The sequence below is a fragment of the Kordia aestuariivivens genome (assembly GCF_014397005.1).
Taxonomy (GTDB): Bacteria; Bacteroidota; Bacteroidia; order Flavobacteriales; family Flavobacteriaceae; genus Kordia; species Kordia aestuariivivens.
The window spans coordinates 55,447-82,198 of record NZ_JACGWS010000017.1 but is presented as its reverse complement, the minus strand read 5'-3'; the positions used below and the strand labels follow the sequence as shown (position 1 = coordinate 82,198).

28 protein-coding genes are annotated in these 26,752 nt (G+C 34.3%); 18 read left to right on the top strand and 10 right to left on the bottom strand.

Translation table 11 applies throughout. The annotated features are described in order from the left end of the window. The first annotated feature begins 16 nt into the window (after positions 1–16). From H2O64_RS21145 to H2O64_RS21120, 6 genes are all read left to right on the top strand, one after another. The gene (locus H2O64_RS21145; protein ID WP_187564233.1) at positions 17–649 is read left to right on the top strand and encodes a CPBP family intramembrane glutamic endopeptidase; all 633 of its coding nucleotides are present in this window, start codon (positions 17–19) and stop codon (positions 647–649) included. A 227-nt stretch (positions 650–876) separates the two neighbouring features. Then, complete coding sequence (locus tag H2O64_RS21140) at positions 877–3,513, top strand: T9SS type A sorting domain-containing protein (RefSeq protein WP_187564232.1); 2,637 nt, start codon at positions 877–879, stop codon at positions 3,511–3,513. A 205-nt stretch (positions 3,514–3,718) separates the two neighbouring features. Continuing rightward, positions 3,719–5,125 carry a dihydrolipoyl dehydrogenase gene (gene lpdA / locus H2O64_RS21135; RefSeq protein ID WP_187564231.1) on the top strand — a complete coding sequence of 469 codons (1,407 nt, stop codon included), beginning with the start codon at positions 3,719–3,721 and terminating at the stop codon, positions 5,123–5,125. 298 nt (positions 5,126–5,423) lie between these two features. Further along, on the top strand, positions 5,424–6,086 hold the full coding sequence (locus H2O64_RS21130) for a Crp/Fnr family transcriptional regulator (protein WP_187564230.1): 663 nt from the start codon (positions 5,424–5,426) through the stop codon (positions 6,084–6,086). Between the two features lie 301 nt (positions 6,087–6,387). Next, positions 6,388–7,281: an anti-sigma factor gene (locus H2O64_RS21125; protein WP_187564229.1), complete on the top strand. Its 894-nt coding sequence runs from the start codon at positions 6,388–6,390 to the stop codon at positions 7,279–7,281. Between the two features lie 185 nt (positions 7,282–7,466). Beyond that, positions 7,467–8,045, top strand: a complete 579-nt coding sequence (locus tag H2O64_RS21120) for a TlpA family protein disulfide reductase (protein WP_187564228.1) — start codon at positions 7,467–7,469, stop codon at positions 8,043–8,045. Here the strand turns inward: H2O64_RS21120 and H2O64_RS21115 are convergent. The 7 genes from H2O64_RS21115 to H2O64_RS21085 form a co-directional block, all read right to left on the bottom strand. Further along, positions 8,022–8,708, bottom strand: a complete 687-nt coding sequence (locus H2O64_RS21115; RefSeq protein WP_187564227.1) for a lycopene cyclase domain-containing protein — start codon at positions 8,706–8,708, stop codon at positions 8,022–8,024. The genes H2O64_RS21120 and H2O64_RS21115 overlap by 24 nt on opposite strands. Positions 8,709–8,713: 5 nt before the next feature. Continuing rightward, positions 8,714–9,166 (bottom strand): sterol desaturase family protein, encoded by a 453-nt coding sequence (locus tag H2O64_RS21110; RefSeq protein ID WP_187564226.1) that lies wholly within the window; start codon positions 9,164–9,166, stop codon positions 8,714–8,716. A gap of 16 nt (positions 9,167–9,182) precedes the next feature. Further along, a complete protein-coding gene (locus tag H2O64_RS21105) occupies positions 9,183–10,022 on the bottom strand; it encodes a phytoene/squalene synthase family protein (RefSeq protein WP_187564225.1) in 840 nt (279 codons plus the stop codon). After that, a complete protein-coding gene (locus tag H2O64_RS21100; RefSeq protein WP_187564224.1) occupies positions 10,006–11,490 on the bottom strand; it encodes a phytoene desaturase family protein in 1,485 nt (494 codons plus the stop codon). The genes H2O64_RS21105 and H2O64_RS21100 overlap by 17 nt, the downstream gene beginning before the upstream one ends. 46 nt (positions 11,491–11,536) lie before the next feature. Further along, positions 11,537–12,433, bottom strand: coding sequence for a MerR family transcriptional regulator (locus H2O64_RS21095; protein WP_187564223.1), 897 nt, complete (start codon positions 12,431–12,433; stop codon positions 11,537–11,539). 149 nt (positions 12,434–12,582) lie between these two features. Next, positions 12,583–12,828: a hypothetical protein gene (locus H2O64_RS21090; RefSeq protein WP_187564222.1), complete on the bottom strand. Its 246-nt coding sequence runs from the start codon at positions 12,826–12,828 to the stop codon at positions 12,583–12,585. A gap of 112 nt (positions 12,829–12,940) precedes the next feature. Then, positions 12,941–13,123, bottom strand: coding sequence for a hypothetical protein (locus tag H2O64_RS21085; RefSeq protein WP_187564221.1), 183 nt, complete (start codon positions 13,121–13,123; stop codon positions 12,941–12,943). Positions 13,124–14,229: 1,106 nt separating this feature from the next. Between H2O64_RS21085 and H2O64_RS21080 the strand changes: the two genes are divergently transcribed. From H2O64_RS21080 to H2O64_RS21025, 12 genes are all read left to right on the top strand, one after another. Next, positions 14,230–15,690: a type III PLP-dependent enzyme domain-containing protein gene (locus tag H2O64_RS21080; RefSeq protein WP_187564220.1), complete on the top strand. Its 1,461-nt coding sequence runs from the start codon at positions 14,230–14,232 to the stop codon at positions 15,688–15,690. Positions 15,691–15,768: 78 nt separating this feature from the next. Continuing rightward, positions 15,769–16,710, top strand: coding sequence for an agmatinase (speB, locus tag H2O64_RS21075; RefSeq protein ID WP_187564219.1), 942 nt, complete (start codon positions 15,769–15,771; stop codon positions 16,708–16,710). Then, entirely contained in the window at positions 16,700–17,674 is a 975-nt protein-coding gene (locus H2O64_RS21070; RefSeq protein WP_187564218.1) for a deoxyhypusine synthase family protein, read from the top strand. Before speB ends, H2O64_RS21070 begins: the two co-directional genes overlap by 11 nt. A gap of 17 nt (positions 17,675–17,691) precedes the next feature. Then, positions 17,692–18,006, top strand: a complete 315-nt coding sequence (locus H2O64_RS21065) for a hypothetical protein (RefSeq protein WP_187564217.1) — start codon at positions 17,692–17,694, stop codon at positions 18,004–18,006. Positions 18,007–18,014: 8 nt separating this feature from the next. Further along, on the top strand, positions 18,015–18,413 hold the full coding sequence (locus H2O64_RS21060) for an NUDIX domain-containing protein (protein ID WP_187564216.1): 399 nt from the start codon (positions 18,015–18,017) through the stop codon (positions 18,411–18,413). Positions 18,414–18,431: 18 nt separating this feature from the next. Beyond that, positions 18,432–18,848 carry a VOC family protein gene (locus H2O64_RS21055; RefSeq protein ID WP_187564215.1) on the top strand — a complete coding sequence of 139 codons (417 nt, stop codon included), beginning with the start codon at positions 18,432–18,434 and terminating at the stop codon, positions 18,846–18,848. A 42-nt stretch (positions 18,849–18,890) separates the two neighbouring features. Then, positions 18,891–20,417 (top strand): carbon-nitrogen hydrolase family protein, encoded by a 1,527-nt coding sequence (locus tag H2O64_RS21050; RefSeq protein WP_187564214.1) that lies wholly within the window; start codon positions 18,891–18,893, stop codon positions 20,415–20,417. A 34-nt stretch (positions 20,418–20,451) separates the two neighbouring features. Then, positions 20,452–21,831, top strand: a complete 1,380-nt coding sequence (gene rimK / locus H2O64_RS21045; protein WP_187564213.1) for a 30S ribosomal protein S6--L-glutamate ligase — start codon at positions 20,452–20,454, stop codon at positions 21,829–21,831. A gap of 278 nt (positions 21,832–22,109) precedes the next feature. Then, a complete protein-coding gene (locus tag H2O64_RS21040) occupies positions 22,110–22,481 on the top strand; it encodes a hypothetical protein (protein ID WP_187564212.1) in 372 nt (123 codons plus the stop codon). A 27-nt stretch (positions 22,482–22,508) separates the two neighbouring features. Next, the gene (locus H2O64_RS21035; RefSeq protein WP_187564211.1) at positions 22,509–23,327 is read left to right on the top strand and encodes an ATP-grasp domain-containing protein; all 819 of its coding nucleotides are present in this window, start codon (positions 22,509–22,511) and stop codon (positions 23,325–23,327) included. Positions 23,328–23,745: 418 nt separating this feature from the next. Further along, on the top strand, positions 23,746–24,267 hold the full coding sequence (locus tag H2O64_RS21030) for a DUF2975 domain-containing protein (RefSeq protein WP_187564210.1): 522 nt from the start codon (positions 23,746–23,748) through the stop codon (positions 24,265–24,267). A gap of 9 nt (positions 24,268–24,276) precedes the next feature. After that, positions 24,277–24,612 carry a gamma-glutamylcyclotransferase family protein gene (locus H2O64_RS21025; RefSeq protein WP_187564209.1) on the top strand — a complete coding sequence of 112 codons (336 nt, stop codon included), beginning with the start codon at positions 24,277–24,279 and terminating at the stop codon, positions 24,610–24,612. A gap of 71 nt (positions 24,613–24,683) precedes the next feature. Here the strand turns inward: H2O64_RS21025 and H2O64_RS21020 are convergent, their stop codons facing one another. The 3 genes from H2O64_RS21020 to H2O64_RS21010 form a co-directional block, all read right to left on the bottom strand. Next, a complete protein-coding gene (locus H2O64_RS21020; protein WP_187564208.1) occupies positions 24,684–24,923 on the bottom strand; it encodes a hypothetical protein in 240 nt (79 codons plus the stop codon). Positions 24,924–25,026: 103 nt separating this feature from the next. After that, positions 25,027–25,281: a hypothetical protein gene (locus H2O64_RS21015; protein ID WP_187564207.1), complete on the bottom strand. Its 255-nt coding sequence runs from the start codon at positions 25,279–25,281 to the stop codon at positions 25,027–25,029. 165 nt (positions 25,282–25,446) lie between these two features. Beyond that, entirely contained in the window at positions 25,447–26,751 is a 1,305-nt protein-coding gene (locus H2O64_RS21010; protein ID WP_235982984.1) for a tetratricopeptide repeat protein, read from the bottom strand. Position 26,752: the final 1 nt, after the last annotated feature.

Here is a 26,752-nt window from a genome sequence, read left to right as displayed (position 1 = left end):
ACAAAAAATTACCTAAATGTACATACAAAGCACTGGTTATAAGCTTACAGAATTTTTCTTGCTCTTTATCGCATTGCCTGTGAGTTTGGTACTCAATTATCCAATATATTTAAAAATGGGCTTCATTATTGGTGGTTTTTTCTATATACTTTGGATGTTGCTCAAGGTAGAAAAACAACGCTTCAAAATCAACGAATCACTAGATTGGAAGATGTTTTGGCGACGCACATTGGTGTTACTTTGCGCAATTATCCTCATCACAAGTGCGTATGTGTATTTTACAGATGCCTCTAAATTATTCATTGTTGTACGAACAAAACCGTTGGTTTGGGTTGTAATTCTATTTATATACAGCTTCTTTTCTGTCTATCCACAAGAATTAATTTTCCGAACATTTTTCTTTTTGCGATACGATTCGTTATTCAAAAACAAGAAGCTACTCGTTTTCATCAATGCCATTGTATTTTGTTTAGCACATTTACTATTCAACAATACGCTGGTATTAATCTTAACCTTCTTAGGCGGTATTCTCTTTGCATTGACGTATGTCAAAACGCGTTCTACCTTACTAGTTTCTATTGAACATGCTATTTACGGAAGTTGGTTATTTACTATTGGAATGGGCGAAATGTTAGGGTTTCCAACGTAAAACATAAAACAACTGATGTTAATTTGAACGAGTAATAATCAGTTAACAATAAAAAAAGGTAAAACTACTAAATTTAAGAATATTGTTTCTAACAATTATGTGGTTTCACCTTCTATATTAAAGGTCTTTTACCTTTAATGAATACGTGTTTAACCTTCCTTTTTAATGATTAATTAGTTTACATTTAAGTAGTTATAAAATAAATACTTAACCTAATTAATCAAACCATGAAAACAAAACTACTATGTACCTGCTTTTTGGTACTTCTGAGTTGGCAATTAAGTGCGCAACTTAGCGAAGGTGGAACTCCGTACGGACTTACACTGCAAAACAAAGGCTTTCTATCGGCTGAAATTCCAGTCATTGATATGCCACTTGTTGATGTTGAATCTTTTAAACGTGAAGACGAACTCACTAAAGATGAACTAAAACCATTCCGATTTGGAGCTGAAATTTCTGTTGAAATTGGCTTAAAAGATGGCGTTTGGCAAACATTATCAAATGGCGATCGTATTTGGAATGTATCCATTGTATCGCCAAATGCATTAAGTATCAACTTAATCTTCAAAAAGTACAAACTTCCAGCAGGAGGAAAACTATTCATCTACAACAAGGAAAATCAAGTACTTGGAGCATTTACAGACAAAAATAACGGTAAAGACGGAATTTTTGCAACAGATTTAATTCAAGGTGATTTTATTACCATAGAATATTTAGAACCTAAAGATGTTATTGGAGAAGGGGAAATCTTGCTAGACAAAGTAATTCACGGGTACCGAACGCCGTACGCATTTGGAGATGCAAGTGGTAGATGGTGTCACAACAATGTAAACTGTTCAGTTGGCGCACCTTGGACTTGTGAAATAGATGCAAGTATGCTTATCATTGTTGGTGGCGGATCGTGTTCTGGTTCCGTAGTAAACAATACAAATCAAGACAAAAAACCGTATGTATTAACTGCGAATCATTGCTACAATCCAAGTACATCATCGTGGGTTTTTAGATTCAACTGGCAAGGTGCTACATGTGCTAACCCAGCTTCATCACCGTCTTCACAATCATTAACTGGAGCAACACTAAGAGCGAGAAGAACAACAACTGATTTCTGTTTGGTAGAAATTAACTCTGCAATTCCAGCTTCGTACAATGTAACGTATGCAGGTTGGGATAAAAGTGGAACAACGCCAGCAGATGTAACCGGAATTCATCACCCACGTGGAGATATCAAAAAAATCTCTTTTGACAGCAATCCAGCATCAACTACAAATACTTGGTTAATAGATCAATGGGATGATGGATTGGTAGAACCAGGATCAAGTGGTTCGCCATTATTCAACCAAAATCATCAAATTGTTGGACAATTAATGAATGGTGATTTGAATATTGGCTGTACAGGATCTGGTGGAAGCTTAGTAGATAATAATAATTACGGAAAATTCTCTGGTTCTTGGACTGGTGGCGGAACCAACTCTACACGATTAAGTAATTGGTTAGATCCAGCAAATACAGGTGCTGAAGTTTTAAAAACAATGGGTTGCGATAGCGGATATGATTTAGCAGGATTTGATAGCTCACGTGATGGAGGAGAAGAACCAAACAATTCAGGACAAGGTATTTGGCAAAGTCCAGACATCTGGAATCGTAGAAACAATTCAGGATTAAACCTTACACACGAAGATCCAGGATATATAGGTTCTAACTATAATGTAATGCGTTTTAGAGTACACAACACAAGTTTTGTAACCTCATCCATAAGCTATGCAAAATTATATTGGACATTAGGTTCTACGGGAGAAACATGGCCAGAATCTTGGGATGGAACAGTACTTGTAGGTGGAAATCCTGGCGGTGGCGAATTAACAGTTCCGTATACAGGTTTTACAGCTACTAATACGTATGTTGCAGGACAAGGATTTAGAATTCCAGCGTTGGCTCCAGGACAAGAATATATCATTGATGCAAAATGGCAACCAGACGATCCAGCTATTTTTGGATTAAGCAACGGTGCTATGATTTGTTTCTTGGGAAGAATTGTAGATCCAAACGATCCAATGGCAAATGAAAATCCAGGACCTGGCGCACCAATTGGACCAAATGTTAAAAACAATAATAATATTGTTACGAGAAACGCGAGTTTAGTAAACTTAGGAGGAAGTTATTCAACTGGTTTTGGCGGTATTCTTGTTGGAAATCATACATTTGAACATGCACGATTTGATATCAATTTTACATTAGTAGATCAAGTAAGTACACCTTTTAGAGAACTTGGAGAAATTAGATTTCAACTAAGTCGAGAACTATGGGAAAGTTGGTTAAGTAGCGGCGCACGCTCAGAAGGAATTGAAATTCTTGACCAAGAACGTAGAGAAGTTTTAATTGTTGATCCGACAAGAGCACAATTACTAAGCGTAGAAATTCCACCGAGAGAATACTATCCATTAAGTGTAGAATTTAGAATGAATGATGGTGTGCGACAATCCGTAAACTATCACTTTGCATTCTCTCAAAACTTATCTGATGATCCTGAAGCTGAATACGGAAGTGAATGTCACTATTATGTTGAATTTAACGGAGAAACCAATGAAGACAGAGGAGAACCATTCCAAAGAACAGCAGCGGACGATGACATTGTATTAATTCCAAATCCGAGTCGTGGACAATTCACGGTTCAAATTCAAGAAACGGAAGTGCAACGTGGAATGATTCAAGTATTAGATATAAATACAGGACGATTATTATATGAAAAAGTATTCAATCATCAAGATAAAATTTCTGTTGATTTAGGCAACTTACGCCCGAATGTATACATCTTAAAATTAATCACAGACAAAAAAGTGACTACGAAACGTATTATCGTTAACTAGCACAACACTTTATTTATTATTAGTTTTAAAATAAATCAAAGCAGTAATTTATCTTGTATAAATTGCTGCTTTTTTGTTTTAAAAAGGCTCTTTTAAATAGGATACATTGTTAAAATGTTATAGAATTCCCTAAAGCATTGCACAACCCTAAAATAGTTGTACTTTTGTGGTATTGACAATTAAAATAGTTCAAAAAATACAAGATATGAATTCATACGATGTAGCCGTTATTGGCTCTGGTCCTGGTGGATATGTAGCCGCAATTCGTTGCGCACAATTAGGAATGAAAACAGCAATTATTGAAAAATATAGCACTTTAGGTGGAACTTGCTTAAATGTAGGTTGTATTCCGTCAAAAGCATTGCTAGATTCTTCACACCATTACGAAGATGCAATCAAACACTTTGAAGCGCATGGAATTGAAATTTCGGGCGATGTAAAAGTAAATCTTGAAAAAATGATTTCGAGAAAGCAAGCAGTAGTTGATCAAACGACTGGCGGAATTGATTTCTTGATGAAGAAAAATAAAATTGATGTATATGTTGGATTGGGTAGTTTTAAAGACGCTACGCATGTAAACATTGCAAAAAATGATGGAACTACAGAAGAAATAGAAGCAAAAAATACGATTATTGCTACGGGAAGTAAACCATCAAACTTACCATTTATCACACTCGATAAAGAAAGAGTTATTACCTCAACAGAAGCACTAAAACTAAAAGAAATCCCAAAACACTTAATCGTTATTGGCGGTGGTGTTATTGGACTCGAATTAGGACAAGTATACAGACGTTTAGGTTCAGAAGTAACTGTACTAGAATATATGGACAGAATCATCTCAGGAATGGACGCAGGACTTTCTAAAGAGTTGACAAAAGTATTCAAAAAGCAAAAATTCAAAATCAATACATCACATGCAGTGAAATCTGTGGAACGTGTTGGTGATGAGGTGATTGTAAAAGCAGATAACAAAAAAGGAGAAGAAGTAGAATTCAGAGGCGATTACTGTTTAGTATCTGTCGGTCGTAGTCCATATACAAACGGATTGAACGCAGAAGCAGCTGGTGTAAAACTGGATGATAGAGGTAGAGTGGAAGTAAACGGACATTTACAAACATCAGCAACAAACATTTATGCAGTTGGTGATGTGGTAAAAGGAGCCATGTTAGCACACAAAGCTTCTGAAGAAGGTTCTATGGTTGCGGAAATCATTGCGGGACAAAAACCACATATTGATTACAATCTAATTCCAGGAGTTGTCTATACTTGGCCAGAAGTTGCGGCTGTTGGAAAAACAGAGCAAGAATTAACAGCTGCAGGAATTGCATACAAAACAGGTCAATTCCCAATGCGTGCGTTGGGTAGAAGTAGAGCAAGTATGGATTTAGATGGTTTCATCAAAATCTTAGCTGACGAAAAAACAGACGAAATTCTTGGTGTACACATGATTGGTGCCAGAGCAGCCGATCTTATCGCGGAAGCTGTTGTAGCAATGGAATACAGAGCATCAGCAGAAGATGTAGCACGTATGTCACATGCACATCCAACATTTGCAGAAGCCATCAAAGAAGCAGCCTTAGCCGCTACGGAAGACAGAGCATTACACGTATAAAAACGTTTTACATATACAACTTAAAAACTCTAGAGAAATCTGGAGTTTTTTTGTGCCCTATATCATTTGTTGTTTGAGTTTATTGTGTGAGAAAATGATGATTTTTTTCTTTAATCGAGCTAAAAAAGGAAAGCATAGCCATAGTTACGGTTTCTTTTTTTAGTAAAGAAGAAAGGAAAAAAGGGTGTTTTATTACAGTAAATTCAAATGATAAATGATATTAATGTAAGTTCTTTCTTTTTTATCGACTACAAAAACTATAACCTCGATAAAGCCTAAAAAGTAAATAACGAATAGTATGAATTCATTCTGGTATTTTGATGATGTAAATCTCTTCAAAGTTTTGTGTCCGCATAAATTCAAGAAGTACAAAAAAAGTCATGAATTTAATGCCTATAAAAAGCAAGATTATATCTACTTTGAGGAAGACTCTGCGAACAAAATTTATCTTATAGATAAAGGAAAAGTAAAGCTTGGTTACTACACAGAAGCTGGAGAAGAAGTTGTAAAATCGATTTTATCCAAAGGAGAATTGTTCGGTGAAAAAGCCATCTTAGGAGAAGAAAAAAGAAACGAATTTGCACAGTCGGTAGACAACGCTACTTCTATCTGCCCGATTGCCGTTGACACGATGCACGATTTAATGCGCGACAACCAAACCTTCACCTTGAAGATTTACAAATTTATCGGTTTTCGCATCAAAAAATTAGAGCGCAGATTGCAATTATTATTATTCAAAGATACCAAAACACGCTTGTTAGAATTCCTAAAAGAACTCTGTGAAGAATACGGATATGAATGTGAAAAAACTGGCGATCATGTGGTGCAACATCCCTACACGCAAAAAGATATTGCAAGTTTGATTGGTACATCGCGACCGACATTAAATATCATTCTGAACGAATTAAAAGAAGCAAATGTTATTGATTTCAATCGAAAAGAAATTCGTTTTATTAGTTAAAAAAAGCTATATTTAAAACATACAAAAAACAAACGCTTTTTAGCGTTAAATACAGTCTGAAACTAACATGACAGCATGACAGTTTCGGGCTTTCTTTTTATATTGTATTATTTATTTAGGTAAGTAAATTTAAAATATTGATTTTTAGCAAATTATGAATATAAAAACCGAATAATTAAAGAAAGTTTAAAAGTGTCTTTTTTTTAGAAAATAGCGATTTTTTTCAGAAGTGTTAGCTAGCTAACATTTTACGTGAATATAGCGACATACATTTGTACTGTAATCATAAAAAATATTCGCCATGATAAAAAAAATGTTTTTGGGACTAGCGTTAGGATTCTTCGCTGTCTCATGTAGTAGTGACGATGATGCCGCAGTAGCATTATCAAGTTTAAATGTAAACCTAAATGGTTTAGAAAATTTAGGTGCAGACTTCGTATATGAAGGATGGATTATTGTAAATGGAAGTCCAGTTTCCACAGGAACATTTACCGTAAACGATTCAGGAGCTTTATCGCGATCTTCGTTTACCGTAAACTCAGATCAACTTGCCGCAGCAACCACATTTGTGTTGTCTATTGAACCAACAGTTGATCCAGATCCAGCACCAGCAGCCACAAAATTATTAGCAGGAGATTTCTCAGGAACGACTGCCACCGTAGGATTAGGTCCTGTAACAAGTAGTGGAGATTTTGATAGCGCTTCAGGGATCTTTTTTCTAAGAACTCCAACAGATGAAATGCCAGGATCTATGAACAATGGAAACGATCAATATGGTGTTTGGTACGGAACTCCAGGAGCACCACCAACATCAGGATTAAATTTACCACCTTTAGCTGACGGATGGAAATATGAAGGTTGGGTTGTCGTTGATGGAGTTGGCCCTTTAACCACAGGAACTTTTACAGGATTTGGAGCCGTAGACGAATCTAACGGATTCAGCGGAACAGAAAACAATGTTGGACCTCCAATTCCAGGTGAAGACTTTTTCCACAATGCGCCAGCAGGTTTTACATTCCCACTAGATGTTCGTGGTAGAACCGTTGTGATTTCTGTAGAACCAAGTCCAGATAACAGTCCAGCGCCATTCTTACTAAAACCTTTAGTTGGAACTGCCGGAACTGCCACTGCGCCAACAACCAACAACTTTAATCTAAACGCCTCATCTTTTCCTACTGGTACGATAGTGCGATAATCTTTATGATTATTATCGTTAGATTTGAAACACGTTGTCTTAGTTGATGGCGTGTTTCTTTATTGTTAGACTTGTTGGATTGCTGGACTTATTAGACTTCTTGGATTTGGTTTTATGGATTATTTAACCTTTTGAACCTATAATAAATAAAGAACATTGAGTATTTTCGATTTAAATATAATTATATGAACATCACAAAAAAACTAAGAAACAACATTATTTTCTTTGCAATGATCGGGTTGTTGCTTTTTACGCCAGTCGGCACGTTTGTAAAAGTTCAACTTATTAAAGTTTATATATTAGTGTCAAGTCCTTCTAGTATTGAAGAAGCTGAAAGAGAAGTTCTGAGCGACTTTGATTGGAAATTGTTAGATGATTCGGGGAACATTGTAAACTTTCAGGAAATGGAAGGAGAAATCATTCTCGTGAACTTGTGGGCAACTTGGTGTCCACCTTGTGTTGCAGAAATGCCAAGTTTAAACAAATTGCATGAAGATTATAAAGATAAAATCAAGTTTCTATTTGTAGCAAACGATCAATTAGATAAAGTGAACGCGTATTTAGAGAAAAACAATTATCATTTGCCAGTGTATTTTCAGAAATCGAATGGACCAAAAGAATTGTATTCTAGAAGTATTCCAACGACTTTTTTAATTGATGATCGTGGAAAAATAATCATGAAAGAAATTGGACCTTCTGATTGGAATAGTACCAACGTACGGAATCAAATAGATGTATTGTTAGCTTTTTCGCTTGCGGAATAGTTGCATTAAGAATAAACTCGAAAGAATCATGGTAAAGGCGTACACGCTATCTTCTACCGGAATTGTTCCCATGCGAATGCCTAAATTTTCAGCGTTGTTGTACCAAACCACAGGACTTTCAATCCAGCTTCCTGTTAAGACACCATTCACAATAAAAAACGGAAGTAACATCACGAGAAACGTCAAATAGTAACTTTCTAGAATTTTTGGCGAAACTTTCATGACAATGAATAACAAGATCGCTCCGTAACTTAAATCAATCACTGTGTACCATTTGTCGTAGAAAACAATCGCGCCAAGCGTAAAAACAGTTAGTAAAGTATAGCTAATAATTTTTGTTGTCTTTCCAGACAATCGCATGTTTGGAAATATGTATTGCAACGAATAGTGTGTAAAAATGCACGCGTACGGGATGCAAATAAAGAAAAGCCATTCTTCAATTGGCAATGAAAAGATGGTATATTCTAAGTAATAATCAGGATTAAATCCCCAAAAACCATGTATTGTAAAAATCACGTCCCACGGAATAAACACCAACATCGTGATGAATATCGCCGGAAATAAGTATTTCCAGTGTTTGTAGAATTTTAATTTGGGATGAAAACTGAACAAAAACGGAACGATGAACGAACCGATATTCAGTAGAATGTATAAACTCTTCATGAGAATTATTTACGCTTAAAATATTTTAGAGGCACGAAAAGCATTCCAAAACATTCTCCGTCACCTTTTCCTAGGTGTTTGTGGTGAATTTTGTGCGCTCTACGAATTCCTTTTGCGTACCAATTGTCCGCTTTCTTCAACAGCTTGAAACGTTGGTGAATAAAGATGTCATGCACAATAAAGTAGGCGAGTCCATACGCGAAAATTCCAATTCCGATAGGCAATCCTGCCCAGAAAATGTCAAATTTCCACAATAGGAAACATCCAATACTTACCACGGCATAAAAGATGAAAAATGCATCATTTCGCTCAAACCATGAATCATGATCTTTGTGATGATGATCTTTATGAAGCGACCACAGAAAACCATGCATTACGTACTTATGCGTTGCCCACGCCATAAATTCCATGATACAAAATGTTCCTAAAAATACTGCTATCCAAATAAGGGTTGTCATTTGTTCTTTTCTAATTTTATATCAAATTTAATCGATAATTCACATAAGATTTCGCTAATAACGCCATTTTTTGATAATTAGGAACGCGAATTCTTGCATTCTTTATCTTTACAGAAGGCGTTCGTTTTAGCTTTTGCAATAATTTAAAATAATATTTATATGCCGTAAAAACACCAAATTTTGCTTCCGTTGGCAATTTAGAAATTCCAGCTAAGCCAAGTTTAAAATCGTTTTCAATTTCGGTAATAATTTTCAATTTTGATGCTTCGTCTAGGTTTTGCAAATCGGCATCTGGAAAATAGGTACGATCTAATTCTTCAAAATCAGCTTTTAAATCGCGTAAAAAGTTCACTTTTTGAAACGCAGAACCAAGTGACATCGCAGAAGATTTTAATTCTTCATACTTTTCTTCATCTCCTTTTACAAAGACTTTTAAACACATTAAACCCACCACGTCTGCTGATCCGTAAATATATTCGTTGTATTCTTCTTGTGTTAAATATGCTTTTTTGTCCAAATCTTGACGCATACTTTTCATAAAGGAATTAATCAAGTGTTTAGGAATGTTGTACGTATGTACTGTATGTTGAAATGAATTCAAAATAGGGTTTAAGCTAATTTTGTGTTGAAGTGCACAATCTAAATCCGCTTGAAACTTATCGAGCAAGAATTTTTTGTCATACTCATGGAAAGAATCTACAATTTCGTCTGCAAATCGCACAAAACCATAAATATTATAAATGTCTTGTCGTATCGATGTAGATAACATTTTTGTAGCCAAAGCAAACGATGTGCTATATGACTTCGTTACATGTGTGCTACATTGATAAGAAACAGAATCAAATAGTGCTTTCATGAGTATTCGGTTGATGTTTAGTGATTAATTCGGCTACCAATTTTCCTGAAATTAATGCTGGAGGAACTCCAGGTCCAGGAACGGTTAATTGTCCAGTAAAATAAAGGTTTGACACTTTTTTACTTTTCAAATTGGGTCTTAAAAATGCAGTTTGAAGCAACGTATTCGCCATTCCGTACGCATTTCCTTTATATGAATTGTACTCTTTTACAAAGTCGTTTACACAAAAGGATTCCTTAAATATAATATGATTTGTGATATTTTGTTGTGTAATTTCCTGAAATCTGTCCATAATAATATCAAAATATTGCTCGCGGACTTCAGATGTATCTTCTAAACCTGGCGCAATTGGAATTAAAAAGAAACCTGCTTCTTTTCCTTCTGGAGCTGCGGCAGCATCTGTCATTGAAGGAAAGTTTGCATAAAATAGTGGATCTTTAGGCCAAGCTGCTTTGTCATAAATTACGTGTGCATGCGCATCAAAATCGACATCAAAAAATAAAGTATGATGTGATACATTTTTTATTTTTTTGTCAAATCCGACATAGAATAATAGGGAAGAAGGTGCAAATGTTTTCTTTTCCCAATAGTTTTCAGAATACTGACGATATTCTGGTGAAAGCAAGGTTTCTGAATGGTGATAATCTGCTCCTGATAATACAATATCAGCGGTAAATAATCCATTATCGGTCAAAACTTTTGTTGCTTTTTTATCTTCAACTTTTATTTGTGTTACGTTTTCATCAGTCATGATAATAACGCCCAAACTTTTTGCCAAAGTTTCCATCGCTTCAATAATACTGTACATTCCACCAGTTGGATGCCAAGTTCCTAAACCGAAATCGGCATAATTCATAAAGCTATAAAAAGAAGGTGTATCACTCGGTTTAGCACCTAAAAATAATACGGGAAACTCTAATATTTTGATCAATCGGTCATTTTTAAATTCTTTTCGAACATCACGTTTGATGTTGCTAAAAAACTGACCAATTTTTTTAATTGTCTTTGCATTGACTAATTCTAAAGGAGAAACACCTGGTTTGTACACCAAATCTTTGATGGCTACATTATAATTATCTTCCGCATTTGCGATAAACTTTTTAAGTTTTACACTACTTCCTTTTTCTTCTTTTTCAAAAGCGGCACAAATTTTTTCTAAAGTATCTTCTATGTGAATGGAATCGTCCTTCCCAAAATATACTTGGTACGCAGGATTTAATTTATCTAAATGATAATAGTCAGAAGGTTGTTTGTCAAAATCGTTAAAGAAACGCTCAAAAACGTCTGGCATCCAATACCAAGAAGGTCCAAGATCAAAGGTAAATCCTTCGCGTTTTAGTTGTCTAGCTCTGCCACCAACTGTAGAGTTCTTTTCTAAAATAGTTACATCATAACCAGCTTTTGCTAAGTAGCAGGAAGCAGATAAAGATGAAAATCCAGAACCGATAATTATAATTTTTGATTTCATTGTTTAACAAATGTAGTGAAAAGTTAAACAAAAATAAAACTGAATTTTAGATTTCTTCAACTAATTCATTTATGGATTTAAAAACTTTGAGTTTTTTCTGATTCTGTTCATTTTTAACGTGTCTTGCCTGATAGCCTAAAAGCCACAAATGGTGATCTTTAAAGCCAATTTTTTCAGTAAACTCATTAATATATTCTTCTACTTTATCTTCTACTGGTGTGACTGTAAAATAAGAAATAAAATGAAGCTCTGGGAAAAAGTTTTGAACATTTGTGAGACTATTAATTGGAATCGTTTGTCCGAGGTAGATGGTATGATAGCCTTTTAGTTGTAATTCGTAATTCAAATACAGCAAACCAATTTCATGAATTTCATTTTCTGGTAAGAAAAGCACAAAGGTTTTTGACTTGTTTGTCTTTTCTAATGATTGAATGCGTTCTGTATTTAAAACTATTTTTTGTTTTATCAAGCTAGAAATAAAATGTTCATGCGCTGGGTTAATGGTATTCGTATGCCATAAAACGCCAATTTCATTCAACAGAGGAATGAACACATCATAGAAAACCTCTCTAAATGATTTTTCTGCTAATAAATTATTATATGTATTGTAAAATAAGCTGTAATCGAAGTTTAACATTGAAAGTTTGAAAGAGTTCAATGCTTGGTTGTGAACATTTTTATCAGTTGCAATTTCTCGAACTAAAGTATTAATTTTTTCTTCAGGAATCTCAGCAATTTTTGAAATTTTGTAGCCGTTTTTGTAAAGAAGCGTTATGTTGAGAAGCTTTTGTAAACTCTGTATATCGTAAGTTCTGATGTTCGTATCTGTTCTGTCTGGTTCTAATAAATCATATCTTTTTTCCCAGATACGAATCGTATGCGCTTTAACTCCTGAAAGATTTTCTAAATCTTTAATACTAAATTTAGTCTTAACACACTCCATACTGTTTAATCTTTTATTGTAGATAATAAACAAAAATAACATTTTATCTTGATTTACAAGCTAAGATGTTCATTTTTCTTTTAATAAGAATGATTATAAATAAGAAAAGCTATCCATACGGATAGCTTTTAAATTGAAATAAAAAATTCTTAACACTTTACATCAAAAGTCTGATTGCACCATACTTGCACACTTAATTGTACTGTACAATTTCCTAATGGTCTTGGCAGTGTAATGCAAACATCTGGTTGAACTGTTAATGCAATTGTGCACTCACTAACGGGTATAGCACATGTTACCGTAAATTTTTCATCGGCTCCTCCAGTAATGGTTTGATTTAAGGAAGAAACTACTTGTTTTTTCAAGCTTAATGCGGCTACTTTTCTTTTTTTCATGGGTATATAGTTTTTAAAGTTTGATTTTAAATTACTCATTACAAAAAACATATAAAACTAAAATAGGTCGCTATTTATAAATAACGACCTATTTGTCAGTTATTTACATTTTTTACATGTCGCAACCTACTACACTTAGGTTACAGTTAATGATTCCACAAGTGTGTACTGGAGAATCACATCCAGTATTACAGATGTTCAGAACAGAAACCTTTACAGGAGACGACAATCCACCTTTTAATGATGAAATTGACTTTTTGTTTAATTTCAAATTTTTTAAATCTCTTTTTTTCATGGTTGTAAGTTTTTAGTTAGATATTTTAATTCTAATAAATTTATGAAAAATCGTGCGAAGAGGAAAATAGTAGTGGTTACTATTTATAAATTATGACCGCTTTATTTTACATAAAATTTATCATGATGGTAGAGTCTAGCGTATAATAGTTGATCATTAATTTTATAGTAATAAGATTGAATAAATATTGGCTATAAACACAGGAAAGCGAACACCTGTTCGCTTTCCTGTGATTAATTTTATGTGATATAAATTATCTTTTAATAATTTTCTTAGTAAATATTTTCGATTTGGTGCGATGTATATTTTTTGAACAATAGTGTCATCAGAAACATCTTGAATTGTAGTTTGAATATATACTCTATAAACTATTTTGCACGCAAGGAATCGTATAATTTTTCAAACACATACATAATGCAATAGAAAAGAAGCGCGCCTACAAGTCCGCTGAAAAAGAAGAGAATAATGTCAAAAAAGAAATCGTTTCGGAGATGACGCAAATGTAGATCTACATAATAATCAAAACCAAAAAAAGTACATACCCAAGAAATTCCAAAGACTAATGAAATAGTTAGCGCTTTAATAAAAGTTACAAAATGTTTTAAATTTAAATGCATAGTTGTAAAAGTAACAAAAATATAAGGTGTCAATTACTTTATTGATGCAATTTTTCTTCATGAAACCTATACTAGATTAAAAAGTAATAGTTTTTTAATAGTGTAAGGTGTTATAAATAAGATGTTTGTGAGGATATAATAAAAAATGTCAAAAAAAAACAAAAAAAGTTTTTTCAATTTATTTTTTTACTATGTTTGTTTTGTTAATGAGTTCACTAATAGAACGCATTGCCTATATAAATGAATACTTTTTTCAGATTTGGGTCTAGGAGGATAAAGAAGTCTACTCCAAAAGCAGTCTTAGGGATAAGATACCAAATTCTCAGGCTGACTTCTGAAGCAGAACATACTTTCAAGCGTTTATCACAACGCGCATTCACGCCTTTTACGGTGTTTACATTTCGTATTTGAGATACTCAATTCTTTTTTAATTAAGTACTATTCATAGTACAACTCTCATTTTTTCTTTAATTTTTTTATTCATTAACAATGAAAACTAAATACATTGATCTCATCGAGCAGACATTTGATTTTCCTCAAAAAGAATTCACACTTGATGACCACAAATTACAATTCCACGGCATTGATCTTACCAAGCTCATTGCGCAATATGGCACGCCATTAAAATTTACATACTTGCCAAAAATCTCTGAAAATATCAACAGCGCAAAAGCTTGGTTTGCAGATGCGATTCAAAAAAACAACTATGATGGCAAGTATCACTATTGCTATTGTACTAAAAGTTCACATTTCAATCATGTTTTAAATGAAGCATTGAAGAATGATATTCACATTGAAACCTCATCTGCTTTTGATATTGATATTGTCGAAAATCTAAAAGCACAAGGGAAAATCAATGATGAAACGTATGTTATTAGTAACGGATTCAAGCGTGATCAATATGTAAAAAATATTGGAAGACTGATTAATAATGGACACAAAAACTGTATTGCTGTTATAGATAACTTTGAAGAAATCAGTTTGCTAAGTCAAGAAATTAATGGAAACTACAATGTTGGAATTCGAATTGCTTCGGAAGAAGAGCCAAAATTTGAATTTTACACATCGCGTTTGGGAATTGGCTACAAAAACATTGTGCCTTTTTACAATCGTGAAATAAAAGAGAATCCGAAAGTAAACTTAAAAATGTTACACTTTTTCATCAATACAGGAATTCGTGATACAGCGTATTATTGGAACGAATTGTCGAAATGTATGAAAGTATACATCAATCTTAAAAAAGTATGTTCATCATTGGATAGTTTAAATATTGGTGGCGGTTTCCCGATTAAAAACTCATTAGCATTTGAGTACGATTACGCATATATGATTGATGAAATAATTCAACAAATCAAGCAAGCCTGTGACGAAGCTGGTGTAGCGGTTCCAAACATTTTCACAGAATTTGGGAGCTTCACGGTTGGTGAAAGTGGTGGAGCTATTTATAAAGTATTATACCAGAAACAACAAAATGATCGTGAAAAATGGAACATGATCAACTCTTCGTTCATCACCACAATGCCAGATACTTGGGCGATTAATAAACGATTCATCATGTTGCCAATAAATGGTTGGCAGAAAGAATACGAACGCGTATTACTGGGCGGATTAACCTGCGATAGTGACGATTACTACAACAGTGAACAGCACATGAACGCAATCTACCTGCCAAAATACACGAAAGACAAACCATTATACATTGGGTTTTTCAATACAGGCGCGTATCAAGAAACCATTGGCGGTTTTGGCGGATTGCAACATTGCCTCATTCCACAACCAAAGCACATTTTAATTGATCGTAACGAAGCTGGAGACATAGAAACACAATTATTTTCAGCACAGCAAACGTCAAAAGACTTGCTTTCTATCTTAGGTTATGACTACGGAATTAACAATTCGTTAATTGAATCAGAAACACATATAACAGAAGAATTAATAGTAAAACAATAATAATTAATCACAAAGTAAACCAAACAAATTATATCCTTTCAACCAAAAAAAGAGGTGATATAGTAATAATTAACAAAAATGAAAACCACAAAAACGTACGCTGGCATTCCAGAAGAATATGCTAGTTTTGAAAAATCTAAAATCATGTTAATCCCCGTTCCTTACGATGGAACAAGTACATGGGGAAAAGGCGCAGACAAAGGTCCAGAAGCTTTCTTACACGCTTCTGAGAACATGGAACTTTACGATATTGAAACCGATAGCGAAGTATACAAGCAAGGAATCTATTTAGCAGATCCTATCACTGTAAATGAATCACCTGATGCAATGGTGGCTGCCGTTCATGAAATGACCAAAACAAACATAAAGCGCAACAAATTTGTAACGCTATTTGGTGGCGAACATTCCATTTCTATTGGTGCGATACGCGCTTTTAACGAATGTTTTGACAACCTAACGGTCTTGCAAATAGATGCACATGCAGACTTGCGAAAAGAGTACGAAGGTTCAAAATACAATCATGCATGTGCACTGTATGAAGCAAACCAAAATACAAACTTAGTACAAGTTGGAATTCGCAGTATGGATGCAATTGAGCGTACAGAAATGAACGAAGAAAATGTGTTTTTTGCACATGATATGGTCAATGATGATTACTGGGCAGACAATGCAATTGAAGCCATGGGCGATACGGTTTACATTACAATTGATTTAGATGGTTTTGACTCATCGATCATGCCATCAACAGGAACTCCAGAACCAGGCGGATTATTTTGGTATGAAACACTTGATTTCCTAAAACGTGTATTTGAGGAGAAAAATGTAGTCGGATTTGACATTGTTGAATTATGCCCGAATCCACATGCTAAATCATCAGACTTCTTAGCAGCAAAACTGTACTACAAAATGTTGAGCTATAAATTTTCAGAACAAAATGTGGATGATGACAACGAAAATCTATACACAGCAGCAAACGAAGATAAAATCAATCGTTTAAAATACAACGAAGATGAAGACTAAAGGCGCAGTAACGCAATTCATAGAAAAATATTTCTTGCACTTCAATGCGGCTTCTGTTGTAGATGCAGCAAAAGGATATGAAGAAAACTTGGCAAAAGGTTCAAAAATGTTGGTCTCTTTAGCTGGCGCAATGAGTACGGCAGAATTAGGGAAAATATTTGCAGAGATGATTCGTCAAGATAAAGTGCAAATTATCTCATGTACAGGTGCCAACTTAGAAGAAGACATCATGAATTTGGTGGCACATTCACACTACAAACGCGTACCAAACTATCGCGATTTAACACCGCAGGACGAATGGAATTTGCTCGAAAAGGGACTCAATCGTGTAACAGATACGTGCATTCCTGAAGAAGAAGCATTCCGCAGATTGCAAAGTCACATTCATAAAATTTGGAAAGATGCAGAAGCAAATGGCGAACGCTATTTACCACATGAATACATGTACAAAATGTTACTTTCGGGTGTTTTAGAAGAACACTATGAAATTGACATCAAAGATTCGTGGATGTACGCTGCGGCGGAAAAAAACTTGCCAATCGTTTGTCCTGGTTGGGAAGATAGTACCATGGGAAACATCTTTGCTAGCTATGTGATGAAAGGCGAATTAAAAGCAAGTACAATAAAATCGGGAATAGAATACATGACATTCTTAGCAGATTGGTACACTAAAAACTCAGCCAACGGAATTGGATTCTTCCAAATTGGAGGTGGAATTGCTGGCGATTTCCCTATCTGTGTGGTGCCAATGTTATACCAAGATATGGAGCGAACAGACACACCATTTTGGAATTACTTCTGTCAAATAAGTGACTCCACAACGAGTTATGGATCGTATTCAGGAGCTGTGCCAAACGAAAAAATTACGTGGGGAAAACTAGATATCGATACTCCAAAATTCATTATAGAAAGTGATGCAACTATTGTAGCCCCATTAATATTTGCTTACCTATTAAACATGTAGCTTAAAAAAAACTTACCATGCAACCTAAAAAAGACAACTTAAAACGCGTCATCGTAGACTTTAAAAAACTAACACCAGAAATCTTAGGATTATTAGTAGACAAATATCCTTTTGGCTATGACGAACATAACATCATAAAATTTAAAAATTCCCAAGGCGAGTCTGTCGAAGCTGTAGAAGTTATCTCTGGCGACACAAAATACTTAGTAAAAGTAAGTGTCAAGCTTGAGCTAACGATGGAAAACTATGATGAAGATGATTATGAAGACTTTGAGGACGATGACCCAACGGCAGTGCAAGCACCTAAACAAGATGAGGACAATGATTTTTAGTATTTACAATGAAGATTATTCACAAAACACGTTTGCTTGCCATAAATGGTGAACAACTTCTTGTTATTGAGAAAGTTGTCAAGGAAAAAAAATTAACCTTTCCGGGTGGCGTAAAAAAAAAGAAAGAATCTTTTGAAGAAAGTCTCGAAAGGGAAACTGAAGAAGAAATTGGATTAAAAATAAGCAAGCATAAGCTTTTGCATGTACAATCGTATGCTGTTCATAGAGACTTAAATATTGTCATGAAGCATCATTTTGTATTGCACACAAAAACAAATGAATTTCGTGTATTAGAGCCAACAAAATTTAAAGACGCATATTGGATACACTGGAAAGAAGCGTTACCTTTATTAGATAATGAAGATAGAAAAGCAACAAAAACATATTTTAAAAAAAACATCAAATAAAAATAAAATTCCATAACCATGAAAGCAGCATTCCATCTCGCATTACCTTGCGACAACATTGAAAAAACGAAAGAATTCTATGTTTCTATGCTTGGCGCAAATCAAGGTAGAGGAACGGATAGTTGGGTAGATATTGACTTATACGGAAACCAACTTACGTTTACCAGTGCAGGTTCATTTAATTTTGATTTTAAAAACTATCGATTGAGTGGACAAATATTACCGTCATTTCACTTTGGTGTTATTGTCGATACAGAAACTTGGGGGAAATTATACACAAAACTATTCTCTAAAGATCTCGATGTTACGACTGAAGTTACCTTTCTAGAAAACAGAGCAGGTGAACACATTTCGTTTTTTGTGACAGATCCTGATGGCTATAAAGTAGAATTTAAAAGCTTTAAAAATAACACAGAAATTTTTCTAAATACTTGAATACACGTTGCATAATGAACTAAATCATTTGCAATCAAAATAATGGAACCTAAAAATATAGAGAATATTGAACTTCAATTCTTGAGTCTAGATGATTATCAAGAATTGAAATCAGCCATGATTATGGCATACAAAAATATGCCTGATTCTTATTGGCAAGAACACCAAATAGAAGCCTTAATCGAAAAATTTTCGGAAGGTCAGGTTGTGATCAAAATTAATGGACAATTAGCAGGCTGTGCATTATCTATCATTGTTGATTACAATACACTTGAAGGTTCACACACCTACAAAGAAGTCACGCAAAGCTATACATTTGATTCACATACGGATGATGGCGATGTTCTATACGGAATTGATGTTTTTATCAAACCAGAATTCAGAGGATTGCGTTTAGGAAGACGTTTGTACGATTACCGAAAGGAATTATGTGAAAAATTAAACCTAAAAGGTATTGCTTTTGGTGGTAGAATTCCAAACTATCACAACTATGCAGCAACATTAAGTCCAAAAGAATACATCGAAAAAGTAAAACGCAAAGAAATCAATGATTCTGTATTAAACTTTCAAATATCTAACGACTTTCATCCAACAAAAGTGATGAAAGGATATCTAGAAGGCGATGCAGCTTCCAATGAATTTGCGGTTCTGATGAAGTGGGATAACATTTACTATGAAAAACCGAACAAAAAAGCGACCACGAAGAAAAAAATTGTGCGTTTAGGGTTAATTCAATGGCAAATGCGTCCGTATAAAGATTTGGAAGAATTGTTGCAGCAAGCTGAATTTTTCATTGATGCCGTTGCCGGATATCGCTCAGACTTTGCGCTATTCCCAGAATTTTTCAATGCGCCGTTGATGGCTAAAGACAACCATTTGTCTACACCTGATGCAATACGTAAACTGGCGAAGCATACGGAACTCATTGTACAAAAATTCTCAGAATTTTCAATCTCTTACAACATCAATATCATATCGGGAAGTATGCCCGAAATACGTGATGGAAAACTATACAACGTAGGTTATTTGTGTAAACGTGACGGAACTGTGGAGCGGTATGAAAAACTACACGTAACACCTGATGAGGCAAAAGTTTGGGGAATGCAAGGTGGAAACTCACTCAAGACATTTGATACCGATTGTGGTAAAATAGGAGTTTTAATCTGCTACGATTCTGAATTTCCAGAATTAAGTCGTCTATTAGCTGATGAAGGTATGGACATCCTATTTGTTCCTTTCCTAACGGATACACAAAACGGGTATTCCAGAGTGCGAAACTGTTCACAGGCAAGAGCCATTGAAAACGAATGTTATGTCGCGATTGCAGGAAGTGTTGGGAATTTGCCAAAAGTACATAACATGGACATTCAATTTGCACAATCTATGGTATTTACACCTTGTGATTTCTCGTTTCCAACCAATGGAATCAAAGCGGAAGCAACGCCAAACACCGAAATGATTCTCATCGCAGATGTAGACATTGATCTCTTGCGAGAGTTGAATCAATTTGGTGCCGTAAAAAATATTAGAGATCGAAGAAAAGATTTATTCGAACTAAGAAAAAAGTAAAAAACAAATAAATTTCATCTATAAAACAAATAAATTGAGCGAAACAACATTAAAAATTATTGGTAGTGAAGAGTGGTGTATTTTTGAAGAATTAGCAATACCAGCTATCAAAGCACGTGTAGATTCAGGTGCAAAAACATCTTCAATTCAAGCCAATAATATAAAACTAAAAGAAAAAGGGAATGAAGAATGGGTAAGTTTTGAAGTCAATCCAATCCAAGATAATCGCAGTATTAGTACAAAATGTAGCGCAAAAGTGTTTGACAAACGTTTGGTAAAAAGCTCAAGTGGTATTTCGGAAGTGCGCTACGTCATAAAAACACCCGTAACCCTAGGAGACGATACTTTTGAAATTGAAGTAACGCTTGCTAACCGCGATGCAATGGAGTTTAGAATGTTGTTAGGACGTGAAGCATTGAACAATCGTTTCATGGTAAATCCGTCAGCATCCTATCTTGCTTCTGATTTTACGGAAGTAGAAATTAAAGAAAAATTTAAGCATATCGTCAAAGAAAAATCAGGATTAAAAATCGCGTTATTGGCGAGTAATCCAGATTTGTTCAGTAATAAACGAATCATAGAAGCAGGAATTGCAAGAGGTCATGAAATGGTGTTCTTGAATGTAGAACAAGCCTATATGAAGTTTGACGCAGAGGAACCACAAGTTCGCTATCGTGGTGGGAATGTTGTTGATGAATTTGACGCAATTATCCCAAGAATCAAACCTTCGGTAACATTTTATGCCTGTGCATTAATTCGTCAGTTTGACGCCATGGGTGCGTACTGTTTAAATTCTGCGGAAGCGATTACACAATCGAGAGATAAACTTTTAGCAACACAAATATTTGCCAAGCACGACATTAACATTCCAATCACAGGATTTGCAAATTCGCCACTTGATACCAAAGATTTAATCAAAATGGTCAATGGCGCGCCGTTAATTATCAAACTATTGGAAAGTACACAAGGAAAAGGTGTGGTGTTGGCGGAAACAACCAAAGCGGCAGAAAGCGTAATTAATGCATTTAAGAGTGTAAAAACAAACATTTTAGTACAGGAATTCATCAAAGAAGCCAACGGACAAGACATTCGTTGTTTTGTAGTGAACGGAAAAGTGGTGGCTTCCATGCAACGACAAGCAGCAAAAGGTGAATTTAGAGCAAACATTCATCAAGGTGGAACTGCTTCTAAAATTAAAATTACACTTGAAGAACGAAAACTTGCGATCAAAGCAGCTAAAATATTGGGCTTGCCAGTTGCAGGTGTTGATATCATTCGTTCCAACAAAGGACCATTGTTGTTAGAAGTAAACTCTTCTCCTGGATTAGAAGGCATCGAAAGTGCAACAGGATTAGACATTGCAAACATTATGATTGAAGCAATTGAGAAGAAATTAAAATTTAAGCAGTTATAACATATAATTTTAGAGAATACTATTTAGAAAAAACGAAAAGCGAACTGTAAAAAGTTCGCTTTTTTTATGAATTTCAACTACATACAAAAGGCAACAAAAGCACAATTTTTAAGTAATTTCATAAATTAATGAAGTTATTAGCAAGCATATTTTAAGAAAAATAATGATCTTAGCTTTTTGTTTACTTAAAAAATCAATGATATGACTCGTTAAAAGCGTGATATTTTTTTTAAGTTATATTACAAAATAAAACAGATAACTATAAAATCATCAATACTATGAAATATACTAAAGCGATACTATTAACCGTATGTATCTGTAGTTTTCTATCCTTTCAAACTACCGATTCACTTGTTGGAAAGTGGGAACTTTACAAACTTGAAGGTTCTGACGGAGTTGAAAAAGAAATGAACGGACGTTGGATGGAGTTTTTAGAAGATGGTTCGCTCAAAGGTGGAAATTCACCAGAAACAACCGATAGAACCGGAAAATGGACGTATGACGAAGCAACGAAAGCTTTGTGGTTTGGTTCAGAAAAAAATATAGCAGGTGAAGGAACGTATACAATCAATTGGATTGATGAAAATACAATTAACTTTACTGTTGGAGAAGGCAGAAAAGTACATCTTAAAAGGAAAACAGAAAAATAAATAGTAGCACACAAACGTACTAAAACAATGAAAACAATATTAGTAGTCAACGGAGAAAATTATTGGAAAGATATTATGCCAGATTTTAATGTGGTTCAAAAATTAATTCAACATACTTCGTGGATACTTAAAGAGGGAAAATTATTTGTAGTAGATGCTGAAGGTGTAGTTGAACCTGATGCTATTTTGTGGCGCGTTGGCGCGATAAAACCAACGGAAATTCAAACCACCGCTTTAAATTTAATTGAGTTGTCGGGAATTCCATGTGTAAACTCGCCAGAAACATTAAAAATTGGATTTGATCGTTTGTCGATGTTGGCAACCATCAAAAATCTAGATTTACCCGTAATTGATTTCAATGTAGTTACTAAATCTACACACTTAAAAAATATCAAAACTGACTTTCCGTTTGTGGTAAAAGTTGGAAATTATCATGGTGGTTATGGAAAAGTATTGGTGGAAGATGAAAAGAAATGGCAAGACATTAAAGATTTGCTATTTGTAACAGAACACTACATCACCATAGAACCGTTTATCGATTATGTACGTGACATTCGCTACATCGCTATCGACGAAAAGGTTTGGGCAATGTCGCGAAGAGGAAAGTATTGGAAAGCAAATGTTGAAACTACCGATTATGAAGAATTTGAACCAGAAGTTGCTTTGGTAAACGATCTAAAAAGATTGCAAAATGCCATTGGCGCAGATATTATCGCGGTAGATATTCTGGAAGAAGAAAACGGAAAAATTCACATTGTAGAATACAACGATATTCCAGGTTTGTCGGGCTTCTCTGATGAACTAAAGTACGAATTGGCCAGTGTTATTTCGAAAACAATAAGCTAAACACATTTTGGAATTGATTAACGAATTCAACTACGCGTTGAATTCTTCCTAACATTCATGATTACATTATCATTCCCTAATTCAAACTGGGCGTTTACTCATTAAAGGTTTCATACATTCAAGACACAGAGTAGTTTTGAAGTATGAAATCTTTATTATACCTATTTGTTTTCTTGATGCTAGTGAGTTGTAATTCAATGTCAAGTCTTTGCTATATGGGAGTTTCTTCTGTTTCTAAACCGATTGATCGATTTAATGATTCCATACACAATAAGTTAATTGAAGCTCATAAAAATGCACCTGCGTTAACACATACACATCATTTTTCAGCAAATAGAAGAATCTCAAAAAATAAGATCAATTAAAAACTTATTGTTTTTCAATAAAAAAAATACCGTTATTTGAAAAAAATTACTTCATGAATTCAAAAACGGAACTAGTATTAAAAGTCATGCGTTTCCTTGTGTGGCTTGTCTTTATTGGACTTTTAATAAAAGCAGGCGCCATCATGATGTCTTTTGGTGTAAGTGTGAATAATTCGGAAGCAGCAAAAGATTTGTATCGCGGGATGGATTTATCACGCTATGAAAGTTATAGTTTTATAAATTATACTTCGATTGTATTTTATCATATTCTACTAAATTTGATGCAAGCGTATATTGCTTTGTTTGTAGCAAAATTATTGAGTAGCATCAACATTGAAAAACCGTTTACAAAAACTGTGGCAGACTTATTAAAAAGGATCAGCATTACTGTTTTTGGAGTTTGGATCTTGGCAATGTTGCACAATTTACACGTGGCGATTTTAGAAAAATATGCAGCAATTACGCCAGATTATATTGCTGTTGAATTCATCTTTTTGGCAGGAGTGGTTTTTGTCTTAGCACAATTGTTCAAAAAAGGTGTGGAAATGCAGACAGAAAACGATTTAACAGTATAATTTATAAACATGAGTCATTATTTATTCTCTTACGGAACGCTTCAATTAGAAAACGTACAATTGGAATCTTTTGGCAGAATTTTGATTGGTAAAAAAGATACTTTAGTTGCTTATAAATTGGAACAATTGCAAATCACAGACGAAGCCGTTTTAGCAGTGAGTGATCAAAAGTTTCATCCAATAGCAATTCAAACAAACAGTACATCTGATGTTATTTCGGGAACTTTGTATAAAATTACGCAAGAAGAATTAGCGGAAGCAGATCGGTATGAAGTAGCTGATTACAAAAGGGTAGAAGCTACTTTTCAATCGGGAAACAAAGGTTGGATTTATGTAAAAGCGTAAAAACAGGAATCATTAAAACAAAAAAAGATCAATCTTGCGACTGATCTTTTCTTAGTTGTCTAATTTCTCTGCTAATTTGCATCTGTGATACTTGCATCTTCAGCAGCAATCAATGTTTCACGACAAGAAGCATTCCAACCAAGTGATCCCCATGCATTCACCCAAGCAGATGCAGTTCCTTCACTTTGATTTCCATCAAATCTTTCAATCTGATCTCCTTTTCTTCGGTAACATACCCAAACGCCACCGTTGATATTTTTCATTTCTTCTTTAGATAGTACTCTTCCTAAATTTGCAATTTTGTCTAACATGATTTAAAATTTTATTATTAATATATTAAAGCTATCGAAAATCAAGTAATTGTAAAAAGAATCCTTCTCGGATTTTATGAATTGTAAGAATTATTTTTTGTGATTAAACACAATCACAAGAATGATCACGACAGGTGAATGTATCGTTGCAACCAGAAGTGCACTCCATTGAACAACCTTGCGTGTTAGGATCTGTAGTGCCATTGTCTTCAAAGCAATGAAGTAGATACGAAAGACCTATAGTACATATAATATCTGTTCCACCAACAATACGATTTGCATTAGTGGTTATTTTGTTTTGCAGCTTTGAAATCGTGCTTTTTTTTAGTGAAAGCTGTTTGAATTGTTTTTTTTTCATAATAGTATATTTTGGTTAAAGTTTAATTGAAGTTATGTAAAATAAAATGTTTTATAAATAAATAGAACTCGTGATTTATGAATTATAAGTTATTAATAAGATGTATAAAAACTAAAAAGCTCCAACAGTACAGTTGGAGCTTTTTACTATTTTGAGTTTGCTTTTTTATAGTTTCGGAACAATCACATGTCCGCCAACCCAACATTTTAGCGCAATTTTCTCTCCGCCTTTATATCCTTTGTTAAAAATGTCAGTTGTACTTGGTGCTGATTGCATATAGAACAGCATCAATTCATTGGCTTCACTTTTTACAGATGGATCAACTTTTGTAGCTTTTCTAGCCATTTCTGCGGCTTTCCAATAAATTGCTCGTTTGGAGAACTCATCGGTGCCACATTCGTTCGCGCTAGAACCATACAATCTAGCAATATTGAGATATGTTCTTCCAGATGAAGGATCAACTTTTAAAGCATCTAAGTAGTAATTCCGTGCTTTTGATTTCTGACCTTTTTTGGCAGCTTCACTCCCAAGATTACTTAGGATGTTTCCTTTCTTAGTTCCGTCTGTTTCCAGCGCAAGATATTGCTCTAAGTAGCTTTTAGCTTTCACTGTATTTCCTTTGCGTGTATGAATTTTATATAACAAAAATTTTGATTTTACATTCGGTTCTAAAGCATCAATCGCTTCTACGAGTTCAATAAACAACGTATCATCTTTACAGTCTTTTGCGTCTAATTTGCTGGCAGCTTTTCGCATCCATGCAGCATTATTTTTATTCGCTTTAAATTTTTCCCGATACATCGGAAGTAAGATTTCGCACGTCATTTCTGTTTCGACTAACAAAGTCATCTTCTTTGAAAATGTATCAATTCCAATGCTATTTTTATAGGCAGCTTCACTTTTAATCTTGGACAATCGTTGTTTTTCGGCAGCAAACTTCTCATTAATAGTTTCATATTTTTCAATCAAATCTTCCAATGAAATTCCGTGATTGCCAGAAGTATACATCGTGTAGTACAATTCAAAGTAGTGATATAAATATCTTGGATGTTTAAAATTTGCTTTATCAGTTTCAAACGCTTCATCGAATACATTGTATTGTTCTTCAATGGTTCCTATTTTATAATTGATCATCAGCGCTCCAATTTTTGGTAGAAACATTCCTTTTTTTGTCTTTTCAGGAAAAAGCTTGATTCTATCTGTATACAATTGAATAAGTTCCAATGCAACACTTTGCTTGTCTGTTGCTTGTTTTAGTTTGTCTTTTAATACTTTCTCTCCATGCGCATAAATGGCATAATTCAGCGTAGCGCAGTTTTCTCTCAAATAAGTTAATTGTGGCGTTGCTTCGGAATAATTCTTAGTTTTTACATTCTCTGCGAATAATGAAAGCGTGACATTGCAATCATTTTGTGCGTGTGAAGAAAAACTAATGAAGACACAAAAAGTGGTAACGAGGATTGTGGTCATT

Bases quoted from the DNA above. Each gene is read 5' to 3' on its own strand.
- H2O64_RS21120 (WP_187564228.1), top strand. From the start codon at position 7,467: ATGAACATCACAAAAAAACTAAGAAACAACATTATTTTCTTTGCAATG.
- H2O64_RS21010 (WP_235982984.1), bottom strand. From the start codon at position 26,751: ATGACCACAATCCTCGTTACCACTTTTTGTGTCTTCATTAGTTTTTCT.
- H2O64_RS21145 (WP_187564233.1), top strand. From the start codon at position 17: ATGTACATACAAAGCACTGGTTATAAGCTTACAGAATTTTTCTTGCTC.
- H2O64_RS21095 (WP_187564223.1), bottom strand. From the start codon at position 12,433: ATGGAGTGTGTTAAGACTAAATTTAGTATTAAAGATTTAGAAAATCTT.
- lpdA (WP_187564231.1), top strand. From the start codon at position 3,719: ATGAATTCATACGATGTAGCCGTTATTGGCTCTGGTCCTGGTGGATAT.
- H2O64_RS21115 (WP_187564227.1), bottom strand. From the start codon at position 8,708: ATGAAGAGTTTATACATTCTACTGAATATCGGTTCGTTCATCGTTCCG.
- H2O64_RS21065 (WP_187564217.1), top strand. From the start codon at position 17,692: ATGCAACCTAAAAAAGACAACTTAAAACGCGTCATCGTAGACTTTAAA.
- H2O64_RS21015 (WP_187564207.1), bottom strand. From the start codon at position 25,281: ATGAAAAAAAAACAATTCAAACAGCTTTCACTAAAAAAAAGCACGATT.
- H2O64_RS21025 (WP_187564209.1), top strand. From the start codon at position 24,277: ATGAGTCATTATTTATTCTCTTACGGAACGCTTCAATTAGAAAACGTA.
- H2O64_RS21140 (WP_187564232.1), top strand. From the start codon at position 877: ATGAAAACAAAACTACTATGTACCTGCTTTTTGGTACTTCTGAGTTGG.
- H2O64_RS21070 (WP_187564218.1), top strand. From the start codon at position 16,700: ATGAAGACTAAAGGCGCAGTAACGCAATTCATAGAAAAATATTTCTTG.
- H2O64_RS21030 (WP_187564210.1), top strand. From the start codon at position 23,746: ATGAATTCAAAAACGGAACTAGTATTAAAAGTCATGCGTTTCCTTGTG.
- H2O64_RS21020 (WP_187564208.1), bottom strand. From the start codon at position 24,923: ATGTTAGACAAAATTGCAAATTTAGGAAGAGTACTATCTAAAGAAGAA.
- H2O64_RS21090 (WP_187564222.1), bottom strand. From the start codon at position 12,828: ATGAAAAAAAGAAAAGTAGCCGCATTAAGCTTGAAAAAACAAGTAGTT.
- H2O64_RS21080 (WP_187564220.1), top strand. From the start codon at position 14,230: ATGAAAACTAAATACATTGATCTCATCGAGCAGACATTTGATTTTCCT.
- H2O64_RS21060 (WP_187564216.1), top strand. From the start codon at position 18,015: ATGAAGATTATTCACAAAACACGTTTGCTTGCCATAAATGGTGAACAA.
- H2O64_RS21050 (WP_187564214.1), top strand. From the start codon at position 18,891: ATGGAACCTAAAAATATAGAGAATATTGAACTTCAATTCTTGAGTCTA.
- H2O64_RS21035 (WP_187564211.1), top strand. From the start codon at position 22,509: ATGAAAACAATATTAGTAGTCAACGGAGAAAATTATTGGAAAGATATT.
- H2O64_RS21110 (WP_187564226.1), bottom strand. From the start codon at position 9,166: ATGACAACCCTTATTTGGATAGCAGTATTTTTAGGAACATTTTGTATC.
- speB (WP_187564219.1), top strand. From the start codon at position 15,769: ATGAAAACCACAAAAACGTACGCTGGCATTCCAGAAGAATATGCTAGT.
- H2O64_RS21105 (WP_187564225.1), bottom strand. From the start codon at position 10,022: ATGAAAGCACTATTTGATTCTGTTTCTTATCAATGTAGCACACATGTA.
- H2O64_RS21100 (WP_187564224.1), bottom strand. From the start codon at position 11,490: ATGAAATCAAAAATTATAATTATCGGTTCTGGATTTTCATCTTTATCT.
- H2O64_RS21055 (WP_187564215.1), top strand. From the start codon at position 18,432: ATGAAAGCAGCATTCCATCTCGCATTACCTTGCGACAACATTGAAAAA.
- H2O64_RS21125 (WP_187564229.1), top strand. From the start codon at position 6,388: ATGATAAAAAAAATGTTTTTGGGACTAGCGTTAGGATTCTTCGCTGTC.
- H2O64_RS21040 (WP_187564212.1), top strand. From the start codon at position 22,110: ATGAAATATACTAAAGCGATACTATTAACCGTATGTATCTGTAGTTTT.
- H2O64_RS21085 (WP_187564221.1), bottom strand. From the start codon at position 13,123: ATGAAAAAAAGAGATTTAAAAAATTTGAAATTAAACAAAAAGTCAATT.
- H2O64_RS21130 (WP_187564230.1), top strand. From the start codon at position 5,424: ATGAATTCATTCTGGTATTTTGATGATGTAAATCTCTTCAAAGTTTTG.